The organism is Nocardiopsis xinjiangensis YIM 90004 (assembly GCF_000341145.1).
GTDB classification, from domain to species: domain Bacteria; phylum Actinomycetota; class Actinomycetes; order Streptosporangiales; family Streptosporangiaceae; genus Nocardiopsis; species Nocardiopsis xinjiangensis.
Genome location: NZ_ANBE01000027.1, coordinates 16,405 through 41,026 on the forward strand (window position 1 = coordinate 16,405; position 24,622 = coordinate 41,026).

Annotated in this window: 14 protein-coding genes; 3 read left to right on the forward strand and 11 right to left on the reverse strand. The window is 71.8% G+C overall.

The window, feature by feature from the left end; translation table 11 throughout:
* Positions 1-27 precede the first annotated feature (27 nt).
* Genes D473_RS0113650 through D473_RS0113660 form a run of 3 tightly spaced genes read right to left on the reverse strand, consistent with a single transcriptional unit; the run spans position 28 to position 2,704 of the window.
* Positions 28-1,143, reverse strand: coding sequence for a C4-dicarboxylate TRAP transporter substrate-binding protein (locus tag D473_RS0113650; protein WP_051043065.1), 1,116 nt, complete (start codon positions 1,141-1,143; stop codon positions 28-30).
* A 2-nt stretch (positions 1,144-1,145) separates the two neighbouring features.
* Positions 1,146-1,946 carry a carbon-nitrogen hydrolase family protein gene (locus D473_RS0113655; protein WP_017609625.1) on the reverse strand — a complete coding sequence of 267 codons (801 nt, stop codon included), beginning with the start codon at positions 1,944-1,946 and terminating at the stop codon, positions 1,146-1,148.
* Positions 1,946-2,704 (reverse strand): HpcH/HpaI aldolase family protein, encoded by a 759-nt coding sequence (locus tag D473_RS0113660; RefSeq protein WP_026126925.1) that lies wholly within the window; start codon positions 2,702-2,704, stop codon positions 1,946-1,948. The genes D473_RS0113655 and D473_RS0113660 overlap by 1 nt, the downstream gene beginning before the upstream one ends.
* A 95-nt stretch (positions 2,705-2,799) precedes the next feature.
* On the opposite strand from D473_RS0113660, the gene D473_RS0113665 reads away from it, so the two are divergent.
* Positions 2,800-3,471 (forward strand): GntR family transcriptional regulator, encoded by a 672-nt coding sequence (locus D473_RS0113665; RefSeq protein WP_241474792.1) that lies wholly within the window; start codon positions 2,800-2,802, stop codon positions 3,469-3,471.
* Between the two features lie 95 nt (positions 3,472-3,566).
* Here the strand turns inward: D473_RS0113665 and D473_RS0113670 are convergent, their stop codons facing one another.
* From D473_RS0113670 to D473_RS0113690, 5 genes are all read right to left on the reverse strand, one after another.
* Positions 3,567-4,046 (reverse strand): cupin domain-containing protein, encoded by a 480-nt coding sequence (locus D473_RS0113670; RefSeq protein WP_017609628.1) that lies wholly within the window; start codon positions 4,044-4,046, stop codon positions 3,567-3,569.
* A gap of 394 nt (positions 4,047-4,440) precedes the next feature.
* Positions 4,441-4,857, reverse strand: a complete 417-nt coding sequence (locus D473_RS24870; protein ID WP_017609629.1) for a type II toxin-antitoxin system HicB family antitoxin — start codon at positions 4,855-4,857, stop codon at positions 4,441-4,443.
* A 133-nt stretch (positions 4,858-4,990) separates the two neighbouring features.
* Positions 4,991-5,158, reverse strand: coding sequence for a hypothetical protein (locus D473_RS27695; RefSeq protein WP_017609630.1), 168 nt, complete (start codon positions 5,156-5,158; stop codon positions 4,991-4,993).
* Positions 5,155-6,591, reverse strand: a complete 1,437-nt coding sequence (locus tag D473_RS0113685) for a glucose-6-phosphate dehydrogenase (RefSeq protein ID WP_017609631.1) — start codon at positions 6,589-6,591, stop codon at positions 5,155-5,157. Before D473_RS0113685 ends, D473_RS27695 begins: the two co-directional genes overlap by 4 nt.
* Positions 6,592-8,145: 1,554 nt before the next feature.
* Positions 8,146-9,402 (reverse strand): lactonase family protein, encoded by a 1,257-nt coding sequence (locus tag D473_RS0113690; RefSeq protein ID WP_017609632.1) that lies wholly within the window; start codon positions 9,400-9,402, stop codon positions 8,146-8,148.
* A gap of 317 nt (positions 9,403-9,719) precedes the next feature.
* Here D473_RS0113690 and D473_RS0113695 point away from each other — a divergent pair, with 317 nt between their 5' ends.
* Together D473_RS0113695 and D473_RS0113700 are read left to right on the forward strand one after the other, a co-directional pair.
* Positions 9,720-10,196, forward strand: a complete 477-nt coding sequence (locus tag D473_RS0113695) for a globin domain-containing protein (RefSeq protein ID WP_017609633.1) — start codon at positions 9,720-9,722, stop codon at positions 10,194-10,196.
* 47 nt (positions 10,197-10,243) lie between these two features.
* Positions 10,244-10,894: a pyridoxamine 5'-phosphate oxidase family protein gene (locus D473_RS0113700; RefSeq protein ID WP_017609634.1), complete on the forward strand. Its 651-nt coding sequence runs from the start codon at positions 10,244-10,246 to the stop codon at positions 10,892-10,894.
* 72 nt (positions 10,895-10,966) lie between these two features.
* On the opposite strand, the gene hrpA is transcribed toward D473_RS0113700, so the two are convergent.
* The 3 genes from hrpA to D473_RS0113715 all read right to left on the reverse strand — a co-directional run bounded on the left by hrpA (position 10,967) and on the right by D473_RS0113715 (position 24,547).
* Complete coding sequence (gene hrpA / locus D473_RS0113705) at positions 10,967-14,926, reverse strand: ATP-dependent RNA helicase HrpA (RefSeq protein ID WP_017609635.1); 3,960 nt, start codon at positions 14,924-14,926, stop codon at positions 10,967-10,969.
* 140 nt (positions 14,927-15,066) lie between these two features.
* The gene (locus D473_RS0113710) at positions 15,067-21,288 is read right to left on the reverse strand and encodes a type I polyketide synthase (RefSeq protein WP_017609636.1); all 6,222 of its coding nucleotides are present in this window, start codon (positions 21,286-21,288) and stop codon (positions 15,067-15,069) included.
* A 13-nt stretch (positions 21,289-21,301) separates the two neighbouring features.
* Complete coding sequence (locus D473_RS0113715) at positions 21,302-24,547, reverse strand: type I polyketide synthase (RefSeq protein WP_017609637.1); 3,246 nt, start codon at positions 24,545-24,547, stop codon at positions 21,302-21,304.
* Between the last annotated feature and the right edge of the window lie 75 nt (positions 24,548-24,622).

Sequence of the window (24,622 nt, forward strand, 5' to 3'; positions counted from 1 at the left end):
TCGCCGACCGCGGGAAACTGATGCGACTCACTGTCCCTGCCCTTCCATGCATGCGGCGAGCGGACTGGTGTAATCGGAGTCCGGGGTCTCCTCCTCGATGATCCGCCGGTAGTCCTCGAGCACGGACCGGGCGTCGTAGCCGCGCTCCTCGTAGCGCTCCACCCAGTCCTCGGCGATGGCGGCCTCCGCCTGCCAGTCGGAGACCTCCTCGTCGGAGAAGGAGGTGAACTCCGCCCCGGACTCGGTCAGCTCACGGCAGGCGGTCTCCCCGAGCGCGTCCAACTCCTCCAGTCCGTTGGAGATCCCGTTGCCGGAGGCATCCAGCAGCGCCTCCTGGTACTGCTCGGGCATGGACTGGAAGAGGTCCTCGTTGACGACCACGATCGAGGACGAGTACGCCCCGATACCGGGGTCCACGATGTGCGGTGTGGTCTCGGACAGACCGAAGGTGCTCAGGTTCGCCAGGGCCAGCGAGGTGTAGCCGTCCACGACGCCGCGGCTCATCGACTCGTAGATGTCGTTGGCCGTCATCCCGACCGGGTTGGCGTCCGCCGCAAGCATGGCGTCCGAGGTCAGGCCGCCCGAACGGATACTTCGGCCGCTCAGGTCGTCCAGGCTTTGGGCCTCCTCCTGGAGTCCGACGGCGGCGGTGCCGAGCGGGAGCGGGAAGAGAAGACGGACGCCCTGGCGGTCGAAGTCCTCGCGGTAGGTCTCGTTCTCCTCGTACAGGCGCTCGATCGCGGTCATCTGCACCTCGGGGTTCCCGGTCTCGAACGGCAGCTCGACGACCGTGAACATGGACAGGTCCGAGGCGGCGTAGATGGATCCGACCTGAGAGAGGTCGGCGCGCCCGTCCAACGTGGCCTGGGCCGACTCGTCGGCGTCCACGAGGCTCTCCGAATAGTGGAGGCGAACGGTGACACCGCCGTCGGTGAGGTCCTCGACCTCGTCGGCCCACCGCTGCACCGTGCGCGACTGGTCCGAAGCCGCGTTGGAGTAGGTCGTGTAGTGCAGCACGTAGGTGTCGTCACCGCTTGCTGTGCCGGAGCACGCGGTCAGTACCGCCAGGGCCGCGCCCGAGGCCACGATCCCGGTGGTCCGCTTCGGACCGCCGGCTCGGGCGCGCATCGCGAGTGTTCTCATGGTCAGGCTCCTGTTGGTGCCACTTGGTAGCGCCGGAGGGACAGTGCGGGGTTGACCTTGCGGACGTGGTCGAGCCGGTCGCGTTCGACGTCGGCGACGCCGAGGCCGGGTGCTTCACCGAGGGCGGCCACGGCGATCCCCATCGGGTCGACGACGGCGCTGTTGCCCGAACCGGTGGGTGCGCTCTGGTCGGCCGCGAGCACGTAGACGGTGTTCTCGATCGCGCGGGCGCGCACGAGGGTGTTCCAGTGGTATTCCTTGAGCGGCCCGGGCACCCATTCGGCGGGCAGAGCGATGATGTCGGCGCCTGCGTCCACCAGGACCCGGGAGACCTCGGGGAAGCGCAGGTCGTAGCAGGTCTGCATGCCGACCTTGAACCCGTCGACCTCCAGGAGCTGCGGCTCGGCCGGGTCGGCGGCGATGACACGGTCGGACTCCTTGTAGCCGAACGCGTCGTAGAGGTGCACCTTGCGGTAGACCGTCTTGATCCCGCCGTCCTGGATACCCAGGAGGGTGTTGTGGATACGCCCGTCCGAGGCGGCCTCGTTCACGCCGGCGATGACGGAGATGCCGAGCTCGGAGGTGAGGCCGCACAGGCGCGTGACGGTCGGCCCGTCGAGCGGCTCGGCGCTGTCGACGAACCGGTCGTCCATGGCGGGCGCGGTGAACACGGCGTACTCGGGAAGGACTGCCAGGCGCACCCCGCGGCCGGCCGCCTCACGCAACAGCTGCTCGATCGAGGCGAGGTTCGCGTCCTTGTCCTCGGCGGGGGCGAACTGCACGACGGCGGTGGTCAGGGACATCAAAGGCTCCTCTGTTCGTTCTCGATGCTTTTCAGGGTGTCGAGCGCTCCGGTGAACCCGGACAGCACGGCCCCGTACTGCATGGTGGCGACGATGGTCTCGGCACCTTCCTGGACGGCGAGACGCTTCTCGGCCTCGCTCCACGCGGGGATGACCCAGGGTTTGCCGGCCGACCGTGCGGCGCGGGCGAGGTGGCGCAGGTCCTCCAGGTCGGCCTCATCAACGGTGTAGGCACCGCGCTCGCGGCGCAGGGACAGGTCGGAGGGGCCCACGAAAACTCCGTCGACGACGGGGAGCCGGAGGATCGCGTCGATGTCCTCCAACGCCGAGGCGTCCTCGATCATCGGGTAGCAGCGTGTGCCCTGGTCCTGCTCGGTGACCCACTCGTCGGTGAACCCGCGGTACTTGGACGTGCGTCCGCCGGCGAAGGAGCGGTCTCCCAGCGGGGGGAACTTCGCGTACCCGCACACCGTCCTGGCGTGTTCGACGGACTCCACGTGCGGGATCGCCACGGCGTTCGCGCCGAAGTCCAGGGCCTGCTGGATGGGACCGCGCTCAGGACCCAGCACCTTGGCGATGACGTCCATGCCGTTGGAACGGATGAACGGGATCAGCCAATCCAGGGCCGCCAGGTCGAACAATCCGTGCTCGATGTCGAGCACGACGGTGTCGTATCCGGCCAGACGGGCCATTTCCACTGCCGCGGCCGAGGGCTCGGACAGCCAGACCCCGTGCCGCCTCTGTGTCTGCTCTCTCAAGTGATTCCTCCCATGTGACCCACAGCCCAATAATATGTGCTGTGGACGACATGTATACACGGTGTATCCCCCTCGTGCAAAGGTAGGGTGGCCCCGTGCCAGACCAAGGGATCAGCAGCCGAGCCAAGAAAACGCGACCGTCAGCGCGTGAGCGCGCCTACGACTGGATCGGTAACGCCATCCTCACGGGCGTGTTCACCGAAGGCGAATTCCTCGACGAGATCGCCCTGGCCAGGGAGGTGGGGACCTCTCGGACACCGGTACGTGAAGCCCTCCACCGTCTGCAGGCCGAACGTTTCGTCGAGCTCGTCCCCCGGCGCGGCGCCCAAGTACGGGTCGTCAACGCGACGGAGATGCACGAGATCTACCAGGCCCGCTTCGTCATCGAGGCGGACGCCGTGAGCAGGATCTGCGGACGGCGCCAAGGTTCTCCCCCCGACTCCCGAGAACTCCTCGAGGCGATGGAAGCCGCCGCACGGGACCGGGACTGGAACCAGGTCGCCCAGCTCGACCAGGTCTTCCACTCCTCCATCGTGCGCCACCGGGGGAACGCGGTCCTGACCGAGATGTATGAATCCATGCGCCCTCGGCAGGTGCGCCTGGCGGTTCGCACCCTGACCGAGCTCCCCGAGCGTCTGAGCACCATCGAACGTGAGCACCGCGCACTCCATGAGGCGCTCGAACAGCACGACGGCCCCCGCAGCGTGGAGCTTCTGGACAGCCATCTGCACGAGGTACCGGAACTCATCCAGGCCTTCTCCGGATGACACGCGGCGTCGGCGGTGCTTCCCCGAGCACCGGAGAACGGTGCCAGTGCCCCCACCAGCACTGACAGCGTTCTGCGGCGCCGGAAGGCGCGAGACTAGTCCTCGTTCGGGTCCTTCCCGGCGTCCCGGTGGGCCGGGTGCACGGTGGCGGGCTCGTGGTCCGGCGGGCCGTAGAGCGCGTAGAGCTTCAACGGCTTGTCGCCGGTGTTGACGACGTTGTGCCAGGTGCCGGCCGGGACCATGATGATGTCGTCGTCCTCCACGTCACGGACGAAGTTCAGGTCGTCCTCGGCGGGCCCCATCTGCGTGCGGCCGGTCCCCTCTTCCACCCGGAGGAACTGGTCGTTGTCCGGGTGTACTTCCAGGCCGACGTCGTCACCGACGTCGATGCTCATCACGGTGAGCTGCAGATGGCTGCCGGTCCACAGGGTGCGGCGGTAGTCGGTGTTGTCGAGGCTCTCGCTCTCGATGTCGGTGACGAACGGTTTTTTACCGTGGTCCTCGCCAGTGGTGTAGTCGTTGCTCACAGCGGTGTCGACCTCCCGCGATCGGCGCGACTCGAAGCGGCTCCTCACCGTCCCCACCCTAGCCATCGCGAGGCGGCGGCAATCGTGACGGCACACACGGATTCCCCGGTCCGCCTGTGCGTACCGCCGGGAGGCCGTCCACCCCTGCCTCGGTAACCTCGGTGCCCTCATGTTCGCGGTCACTTCGCGGGGAAGCCCCAACGCGCGGTCGCGACGCACTCCGACCGCTCGTCCGAGGAGGACTCCCCCCGGGGCCGGGATCCGCCGGCAGCGCCGGCAGCGCACCCGCCGGGCACTGCTCGACACCGCCGCGTGTCGCCGGAGCAGCCGGTCGAGTCGGTGGACCGGATCCTGCGGGGTGCCGCGCCGTAGCAGTGAGGGGCGGTCCGGGACATGCTCGGGCCCACCCGCTCCGGGCCCTGACCGCCGAGCCGACCACGTTTCAGGGTCCGCCGCAGGACCCACCGACGCGGGAACGGGCCGACGAGGCGCGTGGGCCATCGGGACCGGAGTTCGTAGGCCCTTGCACGGCGGGGCGGGAAAGCCGGGCGGACGCCAAGCGGTTGATCGACACGTTCTGCTCCGCTGCCTCGATGGCCAGCTCCCGGTGCACCTCCGGGGGCACCCGGACCATGAACTTGCCCGAGTAGGCCCGGTCCGCGATCGCCTCAGGGGGTTGCTCGCCGGAAGCGAGCATGTCCTCGACCACGTCGGCGGCGAGCCCCTGGACACCCGTGAACGCCTCGGCCCGGTCCTCGGCGAGCCAGGACAACGAGGGGAACTCCGCGACGGTGCCGAGGTAGGCCTCGTCCTCGGCCGACCAGCGCACACGGTACGCGTAGTGATCAGCTCTGCTCATGCCTCTTCCTCCCATCTGTTGATCGCGGCGAGGACCTGCTTCACCTGGTACGGCTTCGCTTTGGAAGTATCACTATTGATACTACCCAAATGGACTGTTCTTCACCGCGCACACCGGACTCGCCCCCGAGGCATCAGCCCTCCGACATGTTCCACCGCCGACACAGGTCCGCGCCCACCTCGTCGGCGTTGCGGTCACGCGTCTCGGGCAACCACAGAACCGCGAGGAAAAGAAGGACGGCGGGGACGAGACCGACCAGATGGCTCTCGGCCGCGGGGCGGGTGTTCAACGGTTCGCTCATGTCTGCCAGCTCTCCCAGTTCGCCGGGCCGGCGCTCCCGGCCCGGTAACCCTCGAGGGGGACACGGCCGTCACGCCACGCGTGCAGTACCGGCTCGATGATGCGCCAGGACTCGACCGACACGTCGCCGCGCACCGACAGCGGTTTCTCGTCCTCGAGTACCCCCCGGAGCACCTCGCCGTACTCGAGCAGGTCACCGGGGCCGAAACCCGTCTCGAGCGTGACCGGTGAGAGGTCGAAGGGGCCGCCGGGGCCGTTGACGTTGAGTTCCATCCGGAGACAGCGGGAACCGAGACCGATACGCAGCCGGTTCTCGAGGACCTCGCCGGTGAGCCCGGTAGGGATGTGCTGGGGATCGCGGAACCGGACGGTGACCTCCTGGCAGGGGGAACCGATCGCCTTGCCCGACCGGACACGGAAGGGCACCCCGGCCCACCGCCACGTGTGGACCGCGAACACGACCTCGGCCAGGGTCTCGGTGCCCCGTTCCGGATCGATGCCCTCCTCGTCGGTGTAGGAAGGCATCGAGCGGCCGTCGACGGTCCCCGCGGTGTAGCGGGCGCGGCGGCTGTACCTCTCGGGCCGGTCGCCCCAGACGCGGGTCGCACGCAGGACCTGCGCCTTGGCGTCGCGGACGTCGTCCCCCTCCAGCGTGCTCGGCGGCGACATCGCCACCAGGGCCAGGACCTGGAGCAGGTGGCTCTGGACCATGTCGCGCAGGGCGCCCGCCCTGTCGTAGAAACCGGCGCGGCCCTCGAGTCCGAGCGCCTCGTCGAAGGTGATGTCGACCGCCTCGACGTGTTCGGAGGTGAGCAGCGGTTCGACCACCCGGTTGGCGAAACGGACCCCGAGGATGTTGAGCACCGTCGTCATACCGAGGAAGTGGTCGACGCGGTGCACATGGTCCTCCGGCACCAGGCCGTGGAGCAGCCCGTTCAACGCGGAAGCGCTGTCCGTGTCGGTACCGAAGGGTTTTTCGAGCACCAGCCGCGTACCGTGCGGCACACCGACGCGGGCCAGGGCCCGACAGGTCTCGACCATGACCGCCGACGGGAGCGCGAGGTAGATCGTGACGCGGCCCCGGCAGCGGGCCAACAGGTGGTCGAGATCGTGGTCGTCGGTGGCGTCCGCGGCGACGTAGCGCGTGTTGCGGACGACCGTGTCGACGGCCGGTCCCTGCGCTCCCCCGTCCGAGAAGGCGCGCGCGACGGTCGACCGCCATCCCTCCTCGCTCTCCTCACCGCGGTCGCTGCCGATAAGCAGGAGACCGGCCATCGAGGAGGAGTCGACGAGGCCGCCCAGCCCCGGCAGGAGCAGCCTGGCGGTGAGGTCTCCGCCCGCACCGAGCACGAGCAGCGTCCGGGCCGGTTCCCCCGTCGAGGCCGCCCCGGGGTCACCTCCGCCCTCGTTCGTGCGGACACGGTCGTTGCTCACTGCGGCCTTCCTTCCGGTTCGGGCGGCGCTCGGCGCGACTTCCACCGTTCCCGAGGTGTGAGACGTGGGGACGGACGTGGCCATTGTCCGCGCGCCGATGATCCGTATCCAGAGAACGCGCCGATCTGGAAAACGCACCGGTGGGGGCGGGCGGGGTCCAGGTGGGATCGGGTGGGGCGGGGCCGGTCCAGGTGGGTGGAGGCCTGCTGGACTGGTTTCAGGTGGGTGGTGGGTCGGGGTCCTGTGGCTGGTGTGGGTGGTGTTCGTCGGAGCGTNCCCTCGGGACCTGCCCAAAGGTGCGGCGTTGTGATGGGCTGGTGTGGGGCGCCTCGGGGTGTGCGGGTCCGCCCCTTGACGCCGGGCCGGCCCGCTCTCGCCGCCGAACACCCACCGGCCGCTGCCCCCATCCGGCCGAAGAAATGGGGTCCCAAAAACCAACCCCCTCGGGTGGCGGCATTGCGACCACCGGTCGAGGCGTGTGCACGGTGGCTCGCTCCTGCGACAGGCACAAGCATGGCCCCGCCTGCTCCCGGTGACGCATCGAGGCCGGGGCAGACCGGCGTGTGCGCGGCTCCGGAACTGCCCAGGAACGGCCGATCTTGCTACTGGAGCCGACTTCGACGGTCGAAGTCGGTTCCAGCGTCACTGCCGAAGGCCGATCTCGCTGATCTTGCTACCAGTGCCAGGATCGACCGCCTGGTCGGCTCCGAGGCCGGCCCCGGGGCCGACCCCGACCGTTGACAGTGCTCCCATGAGCACCAACAGCGGGGTTTTCGGGGACGCTCCCCCCAACCGGGGCCATTTTCGGCGCCGAGAATGGCCCCGGTTGGGGGGAGCGTCCGCCTACACCGCCGAACACACCGACCCGGGCACCCCCGACCGAGACAACGCCCCCGGCCGAGGCCACCAAGCAAGACCCCACCGGGCAAGACCCGGCGGAGCCGGCTCCGCACGGAACCGGAACCGGAGCCGGCCGGGGTCGGTGATCGCCCGCACGCGCGACAGAGCGGGCTCGATGCCGCCACCCCACCAACCCCGAACGCCCGAACTGTGCACACGCCACTCGCCCCCGGCCTCAACGCGCCGCCGGGAGTGCCGGGGCCGGCCGTTGCCTTACGCAGGAGGGCTTCCGCAGGAGCGAGCGGCCGCGCACACACCGCAAGCGTTGGTCGCAATGCGGCCACCACAGGGGGGTTGCCGTTGCCGTGCCCACCATTTCTTCGGCGACCGGGCGCCTGGGGCGAGGGGGTTCGTCGATACGGGTCGGGTGAGCCCGGCGTCAAGGGTCGCAGCGCACACCCCGAGGCGCCCCACACCAACCCACCACAACGCCGCCACACTCCCCGCGAAGAAGCGTGTGTGGGGGTGGCGCCGAAGCGGGTTGCGCAAAGACCCGGCCGGGCTACAATCCCGACCCCGACGAACCACCGAACCCAGGCACCACAAGAAACCCCACGACCCCGGCCCCAACGAAGTCACCTGATTATTGTCCCCGGCACCACGACAAACCCCTGGACCCCACCGCCCCGTCGACAACTTTCCGGCCGGCAGTACCTACCCTCCCGGGCGCTGGTTCCGGCGGATGCGGCGCAGCGGTACCGGAAGCACGCACACCGGGTCGGGCAGGGCCAGACGGTGCCCGGTATCGGTGGGCAGTCCGGTACCGGGGTCCAGGCGCAGGGACCTGAGGTCGTCGCCGTTCTGGCCGGCCACGACGAGGTGGTCGGGTTCGTCGCGGTGGCCGCGTACGACGGCGAAGTGGCGCGGCCAGGCGCCCACGGGGGTGTCGGCGAGGTGTTCCGGGCGGGCACCGCCGTCGTGGAGAGCGAAGGTGGAGACCACGTCCGCGCCCCGGTTGGACACGTACAGATGGTCGCGGTGGAGGGCGAGTTCGGCGGGGAAGTTCTCTCCCGCGGCCTCCTTCGCGGTGGCCGGGACCGACCCCAGGTACCGGGCGTGGTCGATGTCGCCGGTCCAGCGCACCACGTGCACGCGCGAGTCCAGTTCCCCGGTGACGTAGACGTAACGGCCGTCCGGGCTCAGGGCCATGTGCCGGGGCCCGGAACCGGGGGGAAGGACCACCCGGCCCTGGAGGCCGCCGGGGACGGACCTCATCCCGGGTGCGCCGTCCTCGTGCAGGGCGGAGGGGTCGGCCGGGGCTCTCTCGGCCACCCGGTAGGCGCGCAACTCGTCGGTGCCCAGGTCTGCCACGAGCAGGGTGCGCAACTCCGGTTCCACGGTGTCGGGCACCAGGAGGCTGCTGTGGGCGTGGGGGCCCTCCTGCCGCTCGGGGACGGGGCCGTGACCGGTGTGTTCGAAGAGCTGCCAGGGTTCGTGCTCGCCGGAGTGGTGGCCGGGTTCGCCGTCGGGGTGGCCCTCGGCACCGAAACCGGTCACGGCGACCCGGCCGTCGCCGTAGTTGGAGACCACCGCTTCGTGGCCCCCGAGCGCGAGCACGTGGCAGGGGAAGGCACCGTACGTGGCGTGGCCGCCGAGTTCGGTGAGGCCGCCGTCGTGCTCGACGCGCAGGACGGTGACCGCACCGTCCGCGCGCTCACTGACGGCGTAGACCCGGGGCCGGTGGGCGTTGAGTGCGAGGAAGGAGGGGCCGACCACACGCGCGGCCACACCGCCGTCGGCGAACTCGCCGCTGTTCGGGTCGAACCACACCCGGTGCACGCCCTCGCCGCGGCCCGCGGGTTCGGATCCGGGGGTGTAGGTGCCCACATAGAGCATGCGCCGACCGGTCGACGGGTCGTTCTCAGGGGAGGCGGTGGGGTCGGGGGTGGGCGTCGTGGCACCTGTGTTCACGTGGGTCCTCGTTCCCGCGGGGCGAATGGTCCACGTGGTCCCTACCACGACCGGCGCCCGAAGGGCAGGGGCGCACCGCCACCGGTGGTTCGGAGCCGGCCGCGCGGCCCCCGCCCGGGCCCGCGAAACCCGAGGACCGGGCCCCCGGCTCGGGGCCCGTGGGGCCCAGGGAACGCAGGGCAGTCAGCGTACGGATTCATTCCGGTATGTGTCTCTTACACTCGTCTGTTACCTTCTTCGACATCACCCGCCTGCCGCCGGAGCGGTCACACTCCGTTACTTTTAGGCTCCGCCTCTCAGAGTTCTGGACCCCTGCTTTGCCCTACCGTTCTCTTCCCCACGCCTCCCTCCCCAGCCAGGAAGTCATCGACCTGGTCCGCCAATCGTGCTCCGATGTGCCGGAGGGATCGACCCTGCTCGCCGGCAGTTTCTACCGGAACCTCTTCAAGATGGTCCCCGAGATGCGCGACATGTTCTCCGACGACCTCGGACCGCAACAGCAACGCATGGCCGACGCGCTGCTGGCCGTGGTCCGCCACCTCGACTCCCCGGACGAGATCGCGGAGTACCTCCAACAGCTCGGCGCCCAACACCACAGGCAGCTCGGGGTGCTTCCCGAGCACTATCCCCATGTCGGCCGCGCCCTGGTCCGGGCCGTGAGCGAGGTCTCGCCGACGTGGACGTCCTCGATGAGCTCCTCCTGGGTGCTGGTCTACCGGTGGATCACCGCCCACATGCTCGCCGGCGCCCAAGAGGCGGCTTCCGCCTCCTCCGGGCACCGGGGCGCACACTGACCGGCACCTTCCGACCCGTCACCCCACACGAGGGAAACGCCCCGTCCATGACACAGCACAGTCAGAGCCCGACCTCCGCGAACGTGGGAGAAAGACACGTACAGAACGTCCTGGGCACGTCCGAGCGGGCCTCCCGCTTCTACCGCGACCAGATGTTGAACCATCTCAACCCGGCGATGCGGGACTTCGTCTCCGAGCAGGAGATGCTCTTCATCGCCACCTCGGACAGCCGGGGCGAATGCGACTCCAGTTTCAGGTCCGGGCCCCCGGGTTTCGTGCACATCATCGACGACCGCACTCTGGCCTACCCGGAGTACCGCGGCAACGGGGTCTTCGCCAGCGCCGGCAACATCGCGCAGAACCCGCACATCGGCTTGATGTTCCTCGACTTCTCCCGGCACCGGATCGGCCTGCACGTCAACGGACGCGCCAGGCTCATGGAGGACGAGCGCCTGCGAGCGCACGTCCCGGACCTGCCGCTGCCCCAGATCCCCGGGCAGAAGGCGTTGATGTGGATCATGGTCGAGGTGGAGGAGGCCTACATCCACTGCCGCAAGCACATCCCCCAGATGCACAAGGGCGGTTCGGAGGAGGCCTGGGGCACCGACGACACCCTGCGCAAGGGCGGGGACTTCTTCGGCGCCAAACGGGACGGCGAGTACTGGCGCGAACGCGGCACCCGGGGACCGGACGAGTAGGACCTGTTCGGCGGATGCCTCACACCGGGCAGCCGGTGGTCCGCTCTCTGCCGAACAGGCCCCGATCCGCCCTCACTTCTTCCCGGCGGACTTGACGGCCTCGATCGCCTTGGTGATCCGCTTGTCCGAGACCGGGTAAGCGGTGCGCAGCTCCTGCGCGAAGAGACTGACCCGGTACTCCTGCAGCATCCACCGCAGCTCGACCACATCGGGATCGGCCTCTCGGCCCGGCTTCAGGCGCCCGCGCACCTGGCGCACGGCCTGGGTCATCTGCACGACCTTGGCCATGTTCACCTGATCGCGGCGCGGGTTCTCCGGCAGCTTGTCCAGGCGGTGCTCGATACCGCGCAGGTAGCGGTGCACGTCGTCCAGACGCTCCGGACCCGTTCGGGTGAGGAAGCCGTCGAAGACGAGTTCACCGAGCTGGCCCTGCACGTCGTTGAGGGAGGGCAGCACCGCCATGGAGGTGCTGCCCTTGACCTTCTTGGTGACCTTGCGCCAGAGCACGAGTACCCGAACGGCCTTGTCGAGGACCTCCGAGAGGGTCTGGCCCAGGTCGGCGCGCACCCGCCCGGCGAGCGAGGCGAAGGCCTCCGCGTCCCACACCGGACCGCCCTCGCGCATGAGCAGGTGGTCGACCGCGGCCTCCTCCGCGTCGGCGAGCATCCTCTTCACCGACCCGTGCGGGTTGTCGGCCAGGGCCAGCTTGTCGGGGTTGGCGACCCCCTTGCTGACCGCCTGCGCGACCGAGGGCACCGTGAGCATCAGCAGACGGCGCGTGCCGGCGCGCATGGCGGCGCGCTGCTCGGTCGGGGTGTCGAAGATCCGGATCGCGACGCTCTCGCCCTCGTCCACGAGCGCCGGGTACCCCTTGACGTTGGGGCCCAGGGCCTTGCGTTCCAGGGTCTGCTCCAGGGTCCCGAAGTCCCAGGACGTGATGTCCCGGCGCTCCACGCCCTTGGCCTCGGTGACGATGGCCTCGCGCAACCGCGGCTTGAGCTTGACGCGCAGCTTCTCCAGGTCCTTGGACTCGGCGAGCTTGCGCTGCTTGTCGTCCACGGCACGGAAGGTGATCCGCAGATGGTCGGGCACCCGGTCCAGGTCGAAGTCGGCCCGGCTCACCCGCTCCCCCGACATCTGGGTGAGTTCGGCCGCGAGCGCGTCGAGCAGGGACCCGTCGGCCGGGTCGAGGCCGCCTCGGGCCTTGGCCGCGTTGTCGGGCACCGGCACGAAATGGCGGCGCAGCGGTTTGGGCAGGGACCGGATCAGGGCGGTGACGAGTTCGTCGCGCAGACCCGGGATCTGCCAGTCGAAACCCTTGTCCTCGACCTGGTTGAGGTACTTGACGGGCACGTGCGCGGTCACACCGTCGGAGTCGCTGCCGGGCTCGAACTGGTAGGTGAGCGGGAAAGCGAACGGACCCTGGCGCCAGAGATCGGGGTAGTCGTCCTCGCTGACCTCGTCGACACCGTCGTTGATGAGCTCGTCGCGGGTGAAGTCGAGCAGTTCGGGGTCGGTGCGGCGGGTCTTCTTCCACCAGGAGTCGAAGTGGGCCGCCGAGACCACGTGCTCGGGCACGCGCCGGTCGTAGAAGCCGAACAGGGCCTCGTCGTCGACGACGATGTCCCGGCGGCGGGCCCGGTGCTCGAGGTCCTCGACCTCGTTCAACAGTTTGCGGTTGTCGTGGAAGAAGTGGTGGCGGGTGTCCCAGTCGCCCTCGACCAGGGCCCGGCGGATGAACAGTTCCCGGGACAGTTCCGGGTCGATGCTGCCGTAGGAGACCTTGCGCTGGGCCACGATCGGCACGCCGTACAGGGTCACGCGCTCGAACGCCATGACGGCGCCGCGTTTGCGTTCCCAGTGCGGTTCGCTGTAGTTGCGCTTGACGATGTGGCCGGCGAGCTCCTCGGCCCACTCGGGTTCGATCTTGGCGACCATGCGGCCCCAGAGCTTGGAGGTCTCCACGAGCTCGGCGGCCATGACGTAACGGGGTTGCTTCTTGAACAGCCCGGATCCGGGGAAGATCGCGAACCGGGCGCCGCGTCCGCCCAGGTACTCGTGTTTGTCGGGGTCCTTGAGACCGACGTGGGAGAGCAGTCCGGCCAGCAGGGACATGTGCACACCGCGCGGGTCGGCGGCGTTCTCGCTCGGCGCGGGCACCTCCACGTCCATCTGGCGCAGGACCTGCTTGATCTGGCCGTGGATGTCCTGCCACTCGCGCACGCGCAGGTAGTTGAGGTACTCCTCGCGGCACAGTTTGCGGAACTGGTTGCCGGAGAGTTCGCGCTGCTTCTGGCGCAGGTACTTCCACAGGTTGAGGTAGGCGAGGAAGTCCGATTCCTTCTCGGTGAACCGGGCGTGGGCCTGCTGGGCCTGCTGCTGCTTGTCCGCGGGGCGTTCGCGCGGGTCCTGGATGGACAGCGCGGAGGTGATGACCAGCACCTCGGGCAGGCATCCGCGCTGTTCGGCCTCGAGCACCATGCGGCCCAGGCGCGGGTCGACGGGCAGTTGGGCCAGCCGGCGCCCGGTCTTGGTCAGGGAACGCTTGCTGACCTCCTTCTCCCCGGCCAAGGCGCCGAGCTCGTCGAGGAGGTTGACGCCGTCCTTGATCTGGCGGTGGTCGGGACCGTCCACGAACGGGAACGCGGCGACGTCGCCCAGGCCCAGGGAGGCCATCTGCAGGATGACGGAGGCGAGGTTGGTGCGCAGGATCTCGGGGTCGGTGAACTCGGGACGGGAGAGGAAGTCCTCCTCCGAGTACAGGCGGATGCAGATGCCTTCGGACACACGCCCGCAGCGGCCCTTGCGCTGGTTGGCCGAGGCCTGGGAGACCGCCTCGATGGGCAGGCGCTGGACCTTGGTGCGGTGGCTGTAACGGGAGATGCGCGCGGTGCCGGGGTCGATGACGTACTTGATGCCGGGCACCGTCAGGGAGGTCTCGGCGACGTTGGTGGCCAGCACGACGCGGCGGCCCCGGTGCGGGCTCCACACCCGTTTCTGTTCGGCGGCCGACAGGCGTGCGTACAGCGGCAGTACCTCGGTGCCGGGGAGTTTCTGTTTCTCCAGGGCCTCGGCGGTATCGCGGATCTCGCGCTCGCCGCTGAGGAAGACCAGGACGTCGCCGGGTGCTTCCTTGCCGAGCTCGTTGACGGCGTCGAGGATCGCCTGGGTCTGGTCGCGGTCGGTGCCCCCGCCCGGGTTCTTCTCCTCGGGGTCGAGGATCTCGTCGCTGATGGGCCGGTAGCGCACCTCCACGGGGTAGGTGCGGCCGGAGACCTCGACGATGGGGGCGTCGTCGAAGTGGCGGGAGAAACGCTCGGGGTCGATGGTGGCCGAGGTGATGATGACCTTGAGGTCGGGCCGCTTGGGCAGGAGCTGCCTGAGGTAGCCCAGCAGGAAGTCGATGTTGAGGCTGCGTTCGTGCGCCTCGTCGATGATGAGCGTGTCGTACTGGCGCAGCATCCGGTCGTGCTGGATCTCGGCCAGCAGGATGCCGTCGGTCATGAGCTTGACCAGGGTGTTGCTGCTGGAGGAGTCGGTGAAGCGCACCTTGTAGCCGACCGTCTCGCCCAGGGGGTTGCCGACCTCTTCGGCGATGCGTTCGGCGACAGTGCGGGCGGCCAGCCGCCGGGGCTGGGTGTGGCCGATGGTGCCCATGACGCCCCGGCCCAGGTCCATGCAGATCTTGGGGAGCTGGGTGGTCTTGCCGGACCCGGTCTCGCCGGCCACGATGACGACCTGGTTGTCGCGGATGGCCTCGGCGATGTCGGCGCGCCGGTCGCTGACCGGGAGCTCCTCGGGGTAATGGAGCTCGGGCAGGGACTCGCGGCGCAGCTGCACGCGCAGATCGGCCTCGTCGACGTCGCGGGCGATCTGCGCGAGGACGGAAGCCCTGCGGCGCTCGTCACGGATCTTGTCCAGGCCGTCCAGGCGCCTGCGCAGGCGGTGCCGGTCGGCAGGCATGAGGTCGCGCAGCCGGGCGCGCAGGGCGCTGGGGGTCGGGTCCGCGGTCGCGGGCATGGTGGTGCTCATCAGTCATCAAGGGTAGAAGGGGCGGCAACCGGTTTTCCCGGGTGCTCGGCGCACTGGGTGTGCGCCTGGGGTTCCAACAATCTCGCGGGCGCGGGTGTTCCGTGCGGGTGGGGTGGGCCGGAAGCGGCCACGGAGGGCGGTCAGCGGGCCGCGTGTGCGTTCAGCCAGGCGTGCACGGCCTCGGCGGTGGCCGCACCGTGTTCCTCCAGCATGGAGATGTGGTCGCCGGAGACGTCGACGGGCACGTGCTCGCGCGGCCAGTCGAACCGCCAGTCCGGGCCGCCGACGGGGTTGCCGTCGCCGTCGCGCACCTGGTCGGTGGGGCGCACGAGCAGCAGCGGCATGTCCAGCTCACCCGGGACCCAGTCGGCGAACAGCTCCAGGTAGCGGCCCATGGCGGTGACCCGGGTGGGGTCCATGAGCCCGAAGCGGCGTTCGCGTTCGACGACACCGGTCTCGATGACGGGCATGGTGGTGCGGTCCTGCGGGGTGGGTGTGTCCATGAGCACGACCGCCTCGGGTGCGGTCCCGCCCTTCTGGAGACGTTCGGCGATCGCGTGGGCCATCCACCCGCCCGAGGAGCGGCTGACGAGGACGAACGGTTCCTCACCGGCCAGCTCGAGCACCGCCCGGGTCTGCAGGTCGAGGGCGGCGTCCCGGGTGGCGGGCAGGGGCTCACCGGGCGCGAACCCCGGCTGGGGCAGCACGACGGTGTCGCGTTCGCCCTTGAGGGCGGTGCCGAAACGCGCGTACTCCTGCACCCCGGAGACCATCACCAGCGACGGGAGGCAGATCAGGCGCGGGCGCGCGGGCCCGGCCGCGACCTCGACGGGGCGCGGCGGAGCGCCGAAACCCTCGGGATCGGTGAAGGCGGGACGGAAGGCGGCTGCCGCACGCACGAGTGCGATGCCGTCGTCGATGCGCCCGCGCACACACGCGTCCCGGAACAGGGTGAGGACCCCTTCCAACCCGGTGTCGGCCCCGGCGGTCGCGGCAGCAGGTGCCGGGACAGCGCCGCCCTCCCCCGTGGGCAGTTCGCCGTCCAGGTGGCGGGCGAGCGCCTCGGGTGTGCGGTGGGTGAAGACCGCGCCGGAGGCCAGACGGACGCCGGTGGCCTCCCGCAGCTCGCCGCGCAGCTGCACGGCGGTCAGGGAGTCCAGGCCCAGTTCGAGGAAGTCGCGGTCGGCGGGGACGTCGGCGGGCCCGGTCAGCCCCAGGACGTCGGCGGTGCCGGTGCGCACGAGGTCGAGCAGGGCGTCGGCGCGCTGTCCGGGCGGCAAGGTGGTCAGGTCGAGGTCGGTGGCCTTGGCGGCGCGGCGCCGGGGCAGGGGCACCAGGGCTCGGTGGACGGTGGGGACGGTGCCGGTGCGTTCGGCGCGTGAGCGCAGTCCGGCGGTGTCCACGGGCATGGGCATGAGGTAGGGCGCGGGCAGGTCCAGGGCGTGGTCCATGAGGTTCAGGCCCTCGTCGGTGTCCAAGGGGCGGGCCATACCGATGCGGGAGAGCCGGGCCAGGTCGGCGGTGTCCAGGTGGGCGCTCATGCCGCCGCGGTCGGTCCACAGGCCCCAGGCCAGGGCGGTGGCGGGCAGGCCGTGGGCGCGCCGGTGGTGGGCGAGGGCGTCGAGGGCGGCGTTGGCGGCGGCGTAGTTGGCCTGGCCGGGGCTGCCCAGGACGTTGGCGGCCGAGGAGAACAGGACGAACGCCCGGACCGGCTGGTCGAGGGTGAGCCGGTGCAGGTGGAGGGCGGCGTCGCTCTTGGGCGCCATGACCCGGTCGACGTGGTCGGGGGTCAGGGAGGTCAGGGCGCCGTCGTCGAGGACGCCGGCCAGGTGGACGACGCCGACGACGGGTCCGCGTGCGCAGCCCAGGGCCGTGCGCAGGGCGTCGGGGTCGGAGACGTCGCAGGCCACGACGTCGGCGCGGGCGCCGAGCCCGGAGAGTTCGGCGACCAGCTCCTGCGCGGCGGGGCCGTCGGGGCCGCGGCGGTTGATCAGGAGCAGGTCGCGTGCGCCGTGGGTGCGGACGAGGCGGCGGGTGACGGCGGAGCCGAGGGTGCCGGTGGCGCCGGTGATGACGACGGTGCCGTCGCCGAGACCGGTGGGGGCCTGCTCGCCGGCACCGGACCCGGCGACCCCGGTCGCGGGCGCGGGAGCGGGCGCGTCGGCGCGCACGAGGCGGGGCACGTGGGTGCGGCCCTCGCGCAGGGCGAGCTGGTTCTCCCCGGTGGCGAGTGCGGCGGCCAGGTGCGGGGCCCCGTCGGCGACGTCGTCGAGGTCGGCGAGGACGAACCGGCCGGGGCGTTCGGTCTGGGCGGAGCGCACGAGCCCCCACAGGGGCGCGTGGTCGAGGTCGGTGACGTCCTCGCCGGGCAGGACGGGCACGGCGCGGCGGGTGAGGACGACCAGCGGGGTCTCCTCGCGGGTGTCGTCGTCGGCCCATTCCTGGAGGAGGGCGAGCACGTCGCGGGTGGTGCGGCGGGCCGCCCCGGGGGCGCCGCCGCCGTCGCCGCCCAGGGCGAGGACGGCGGTGGTGCCTGCGGGCAGTGGGGCGCGCGGGTCCGGTTCGTGGGCCGCGCCGAGGTGGGTGTGCAGGTCCAGCGGGTCGGCGCCGATGACGGTCAGGTTCGGCAGCCCGGTACTGCGGGGCTGTACCGGGTTCCACGCCAGCGAGTACAGATCGTCGGGGGCGCCGGGGCCGAGGCGGTCGGGCAGGGGGCGCACGGCCAGGGAGGCGATGGTGGCGACCGGCCGGCCGGCGGGGTCGAACAGGTCGAGGGTGTACTCGTCCGGGCCGAGGGGGCGCACGCGTACGCGCAGGTCGGTGGCGCCCTCGGCATGCAGGGTGACGTCGGTCCAGGCGAAGGGCAGGCGCACCCCGGTGTCGGCGGTCAGGGACACGGTGTGCAGGGCGGCGTCGAGGAGTGCGGGGTGGAGACCGAAACCGGCGGCGTCCCCGCGCAGGGCCTCGGGCAGGGCGACCTCGGAGAGCACGGTGTCACCGTCGCGCCAGGCGGCGTGCAGTCCCCGGAAGGCGGGCCCGTACTCGTAGCCGCGTTCGGCCAGGTCGCTGTAGAGGTTCTCCAGGTCGACCCGTTCACCCTCCGGGGGCCAGGCGGTCAGGGGCGCGGGGGCGGACGCCTGGGCGGGGGTGAGCAGCCCGGTCGCGTGTTCGGTCCAGGAGGCGTCGGGGGCCTCCTCGGGGCGTGAGTGCACGCGCACGGTGCGGTTGCCGGAGGGCTCTCGGGTGAAGGACTGCGCCGAAGGCCTCCGTTGGGGGTGGTGGGCCACGGGCGGGGACAGGGTGATCTGCACGCGGGTACGGCCGGGCAGCGGCAGCGGGGTGTGCAGGGTCAGGTCGGCGACGTCCTCGTCGGGGGCTGCGGCGTGCTGGACCATCTCCCAGAACGCGGCCCCGGGCAGGAGCACGGTTCCGGACACGGCGTGGTCGGCGAGCCAGGGGTGGGTGTCGGGGCCGATCCGCCCGGTCACCACCTCTCCCCCGGCGCCGGGCAGGAAGGTGCGGGCGCCCAGGAGGGGGTGGCCGGCCTCGTCGACGCCCTCGGCGGACAGGGCGCGTCCGCCGCCGTCGGGGGCGAGCCAGTAGGTGCGGTGCTCGAAGGCGTAGGTGGGCAGGTCGACGGTGCCGGCGCCGGGGTGGACGGTGTCCCAGTCCAGGTGCAGGCCGTGGGTGTGGGCGCGGGCCAGGGCGGTGGCGAAACCGGCGGGGTCGCCGTGGTCGCGGTGCAGGGTGGAGAGCACGGCGGTGCCCTCGATGCCGGTGTCGTCGAGGGTCTGGGCGACGCCGTGGGAGAGCACCGGGTGCGGTCCGACCTCGACGAAGGCGGTGTAGCCGGCCTCGCTCATGGAGCGCACGGCCTCCTCCAGCCGGACCCGGCCGCGCAGGTTCCGGTACCAGTAGGCGGGGTCGAGGCCGGCGGTGTCGAAGGGGCCGCCGGTGACAGTGGAGTAGAACTCGAGGTCGGCGCCGGCGGGGTCGATCCCCCGCAGGCTGTTCAGGATGTCGTCCTGGAACGGGACGATGTGGTGGCAGTGGGAGGCCACGTCGACGTCGATGCGCCGGTGGTGGATGTTCTCCTTCTCGCACACCTCGGCGAGTTCGGTGACGGCGTCGGCGTCACCGGCGGCCACGACGGCGTTGGGGCCGTTGACGACGGCGACCTCGATGCGCCCCTCCCAGCGCTCGAGCAGCTCCTCGGCCTGGATGGTCGGCAGGGTCAGGGCGAGCATGCCGCCGCTGCCGGACAGCCCGGCGAAGAGCTGTCCGCGGCGTACGACGATGCGGGTGGCCTCGTCGAGGGTGAGGGCCCCGGCGATGTGGGCGGCGGCGATCTCGCCCTGGGAGTGGCCGACGACGGCGCTGGGGGTGAGCCCGTGGTCCGCCCAGAGGCGGGCGAGGGCGACCATGACCGCGAACAGGGCGGGCTGGACGACGTCGATGCGGGCCGGATCGGGGGCGTGGGGCTCTCCCCGGACGACCTCGGTCAGGGACCAGTCCACGTAGGGGGCCAGGGCCTTCTCGCACTCGTCGATGTGGGCGGCGAAACGGGGGGAACCGTCGAGGAGGCCGCGGACCATACCGGGCCACTGGCCGCCCTGGCCGGGGAAGACGAAGGCGACGCGGTGGCCGTTGCCGGCGCGGCCGCGGACGAGGGCGTCGTGGTCCTCGCCGTCGGCGAGCGCGGTCAGCGCCTCACGGCGCTGCCCGGGGTCGGCGGAGGCGACGACGGCGCGGTGGTCGAGGCCGGTGCGGGTGGTGGCCAGGGTGTGGCCGAGGTCGTGGGGCGCCAGGCCGGGACGGGTGTCCAGGTGCTCGAGCAGGCGCCGGGCCTGGGCGGCGAGGGCGCCGGGGGTGTGGGCGGACAGCGGCCAGAGCACGGAACCGATCCCGTGGGCGGGCCGGGCACCACCGGTGCCGACAGGCCGTACGTGGGCGCTCCCCGTCCCGGACGTGGGCTGTTCGAGCAGGGCGTGGGCGTTGGTGCCGCTCATCCCGAAGGAGGACACCCCGGCCACATGCGGGCGTTCCACCTCGGGCCAGGGGGTGTGCTCGGCGACGGGGACCACCGTGCCCACCGACCAGTCCACCTCGCGGGTGGGTTCGTTCAGGTGCAGGGAGGCCGGCACGTGGTCGTGGTTGAGGGCCATGACGGACTTGATGAGTCCGCCCACGCCGGCGGCGGCGACGCTGTGGCCGATGTTGGACTTGAGCGAGCCCAGGAGCAGGGGGCGGTCGGCGGGGCGTCCGCGCCCGTAGACGTCCATGAGGGCACGCGCCTCGATGGGGTCGCCCAGCGGGGTCCCGGTGCCGTGGGCCTCGACGGCGTCGACGTCGGCGGGGCCGAGCCCGGCGTCGGCCAGGGCCGAGCGCAGCAGGCGCCGCTGGGCCAGGCCGTTGGGGGCGGTCAATCCGCTGCTGGCGCCGTCCTGGTTGACGGCGGTTCCGCGGACGACGGCGAGCACGGGCAGACCGAGGCGTTCGGCGTCCTCGAGGCGGGCCAGCAGGATCATACCGGCGCCCTCGCTCCAGGCGGTGCCGTCGGCGGAGGCGTCGAAGGCCTTGGCCCGGCTGCCGGGCGAGAGGGCGCGCTGGCGGCTGAAGGACAGGAACGCGCCGGGGTCGGAGAAGACGGTAGCGCCGCCGGCCAGCGCCAGGGTGCACTCCCGGCGGCGCAACGCGGTCACGGCGCTGTGCAGGGCCACCAGGGAGGAGGAGCAGGCGGTGTCCACCGACATCGCGGGCCCTTCCAGGCCCAGCGTGTAGGAGACCCGGCCCGCGGCGACGCTGGTGGCGGTGCCGGTGGCCAGGTGGCCCTCGAGGCCGTCCTCGGCGTGGGTGGCCCGGGGGCCGTAGTCGGGTGCGGTGATGCCGACGTAGACGCCGGTGTCGCTGCCGCGCAGGGAGACCGGGTCGAGGCGGCCGCGTTCGACGGCCTCCCACGCGGTCTCCAACAGCAGCCGCTGTTGGGGGTCCATGGCGGTGGCCTCCTTCGGGGAGATCCCGAAGAAGGCGGCGTCGAAGTCGCCTGCGTCGTAGAGGAACCCGGCCTGGCGCGCGTAGGTGGTGCCGGGGGTGTCGGGGTCGTCGTCGAAGAGGCCGTCCAGGTCCCAGCCGCGGTCGGTGGGGAAGTCACCGACGGCGTCGGTGGCCCCGTCCACGAGTTCCCACAGGTCCTCGGGGGTGCGCACTCCGCCGGGGAAGCGGCACCCCATCCCTACGACGGCGACGGGTTCGCGGGAGGCCTCGTTCAGGCGCCGGTTCTCCTTCTTGAGGCGCTGGACCTCCTTCACCGAGTCCCGGAGCGCCTTGACGACCTTGTCGCCGCTGTCCGTGGTCTCCGTCATGCGTTCCTCCGGCTCAGTTGTCGTAGACCATGCGCAGGAGGTCGTCGACGTCCATGCCGTCGACCTCCTCGCCGTCATGGCCGCGCTCGGGTTCGGTGCCGGGTGCGGTGCCGGCGTCTGCTGTCGCGGCGGCACCGTCCCCGCCGGTTCCGATCTCCTCGCTCAGGTGGGTGGCCACGGCCCGGGGCGCGGGGTGGTCCAGGAGCACGGTGCTGGGCAGCTCGAGGCCGGTCAGCTCGCCCAGGCGGGCACCGAGACGGACCGCGGCCAGGGAGTCGAATCCCAGGTCGAGGAAGCCGCGGTCGGCGGGCACGTCCTGGGCGCCGGTGTGGCCGAGCAGGACGGCGCTCTCGCGGCGCACGATCTGCAGCAGTTCCTCCTCGCGCAGGTCGGCGGGCATGCCCGCGAGCCGGGCGCGCAGGGCCGGCACGGCCGGGGCCTCCTCGTCGGCCGACGCGTGCGCGGCCGGTGCGGCGGCGCCGGAGGGGGCGGTGGCCAACCAGTAGCGGCGGTGTTGGAAGGCGTAGGTGGGCAGGTCGACGGTGCGGGCGCCGCCGTTGAGGGCCGCCCAGTCGACCGGGACCCCGGCCACGTGCGCCTCACCGATCCCGGTGGCCAGCGCCTCGGTCTCGGGGCGCAGCCGGCTCTGCAGGGCCACGGCGCGGTGCCGCTCGCCGGAAGCGGGCCGCGCCATCGCGGTCAGTGCGGCGTCGGGGCCCACCTCCACGAACGCGGTCACCCCCTCGCGGCGCAGGTGGGCGATGCCTTCGGCGAACCGGACGGGTTCGCGCACGTGCCGCACCCAGTAGTGGGCCGAGCAGACCTCCTCGCCGGCCCGGCCCCCGCTGAGGTTGGACACCAGGGGCAGGACCGGCGGGCGCATCTGCACCTCGGAGGCGGCCCGGGCGAAGTCCTCGAGCATGGGCTCCATGAGTGGGGAGTGGAAGGCGTGCGAGACCGACAGGCGGCGGATGCGGTGGCCGCGTTCGGCGAGGACGGAGACGGCGTCCTCGACCGCCTCGGCCGCGCCGGAGACCACGACCGAGCCGGGTGCGTTGACGGCGGCGAGCGCGACGGGGGCACCGGTGCGTTCGGCGGCCTCTTCCAGGGCGGGGCCGGTCTCCTCGGGCGTGGCCTGCACGGCGACCATGGCACCGCCCTCGGGCAGGGCCTGCATGAGGCGCCCGCGGGCCTCCACGAGCCGCACCGCGTCGGGCAGGTCCAGCACCCCGCAGACGTGGGCGGCGGTGATCTCGCCGATGGAGTGGCCGGCCACGTAGTCGGGGCGCACACCCCAGGACTCCAGGAGCCGGTACAGGGCGGTCTCGAAGGTGAACAGCGCGATCTGGGCCCAGCCGGTGCGGTGCAGCAGGTCGGCCTCGGGCGTGCCCTGTTCGGCCCACACGACGTCGGTGAGGGGGCGTTCCAGGTACCGGCCGAACTCGGCGGCGGCCTCGTCGAAGGCGCGCGCGAACACCGGGTGGGCGGCGTGGAGTTCACGCCCCATGCCGGGACGCTGGGAGCCCTGGCCGGTGAACAGGAACGCGGTGGGTCCGGCGCCGGCGGCCGAACCGGTCACGACGCCGGGGTCGGACTCTCCGGCGGCCAGCGCGCGCAGCCCGCGGCGCAGTTCGTCGGGGCCGGGACCCACGACCACGGCGCGTTCCTCCAGGTGGGTGCGGGTGGTGGCCAGGGACAGCGCGACGTCGCGGGGTTCGGCGGGTGCGCGGTCGAGGTGGCGCAGCAGGCGCACGGCTTGTCCGTGCAGGGCGGGGCCGCCGCGGGCGGAGAGCGGCCAGAGCACCGGGCCGCCGTTCGGTGCGGGGGCCTCCTTCGGCCCGCTGCCCTGCGCGAGGGGTCCGGTCACCGCCGCGAAGTGCCCGGGGGCCGTTCGGGGCAGGGGGTGCTCCTCCTCGGCCTGCTCGAGGAGCAGGTGCACGTTGGTACCGCTGATTCCGAAGGAGGAGACCGCGATCCGGCGCGGGCGGGACGCCCCGGCCCAGGTGTGGTTGTTCTGGGCCAGGGCGACGCCGCTGCCCTCCCAGTCCACGTGGGGGGAGGGTTCGGCGGCGTGGAGCGTGGACGGGAAGACGCCGCGACGCAGCGACTGCACGGCCTTGACCACCCCGGCGGCGCCCGCGGCCGCCTGGGCGTGGCCGATGTTGGACTTGAGCGAGCCCAGGAGCAGGGGTTCCTCGCGTTCACCGCCGTAGACCCGCGCGATCGCCTGGGCCTCGATCGGGTCGCCGAGGGTGGTTCCGGTGCCGTGGGCCTCCACGGCGTCGACCTCGTGCGGTTCCAGGCCCGCGTCGGCCAGGGCGGCGCGGATCACGCGGGCCTGTGCGGGGCCGTTGGGCGCGGTGAGCCCGTTGGAGGCCCCGTCGGAGTTGACGGCACTGCCACGGACCACGGCCAGGACGGGGCGGCCGGCCGCGCGGGCGTCGGCCACCCGTTCCAGGACGAGGACGACCGCACCCTCGGAGAACCCGGTCCCGTCGGCGCCGGCCCCGAAGGCGCGGCAGCGCCCGTCCGGGGAGAGCCCGCCCTTGCGGGTGAACTCCACGAGCAGGCCGTCGCTGCTCATGACGGCGGCGCCCCCGGCCAGGGCCATGGAGCACTCGCCGGTGCGCAGGGCCCGCACCGCCGAGTGGAGCGCCACCAGGGAGGAGGAACAGGCGGTGTCCATGCTCAGGGACGGCCCGTGCAGACCCAGGGTGTAGGAGATGCGCCCGGAGGCCACCGACGCCATCGTGCCGGTGAGGGCGAGCCCGTCGTCGGTGGACTCGGCCATGCGCGGCCCGTACTCCTGGGCGGTCAGGCCGACGTAGACGCCGGTGTCACTGCCGCGCAGGGAGACCGGGTCGAGGCGGGCGCGTTCGATCGCCTCCCACGAGGTCTCCAACAGCAGCCGCTGCTGGGGATCGGTGGCCAGCGCCTCCTTCGGGGAGATACCGAAGAAGGCGGCGTCGAAGTCACCGGCCCGGTCGAGGAAGGCGCCCTCGCGCATGAGCGACCGGTCCGGGTCGCCGGACTCCTGCCAGCCGCGGTCGCGGGGCAGCGGTCCCACGGCGTCGCCGCCGCGTTCCACCAGCTCCCACAGGGCCTCGGGGGTGTCGGCCCCACCGGGCAGGCGGCAGGCCATGGCGGTGATCGCCACCTGCGCGTCCCGGTCGGCCCGGTCGCGGTCCTCGCGCAGCCGGGCGTTCTCCTTCATCGCGCTGCGCAACGCTGCGACCAGTCGCCCCTCGTCGGCGGTCATCGCCATTCTCCTTGCGTCCTGGGCACGGCCGGGCCGGGTGTGGCCGCGGCCGCGGGGTCCTGCACGGTCGTTCCT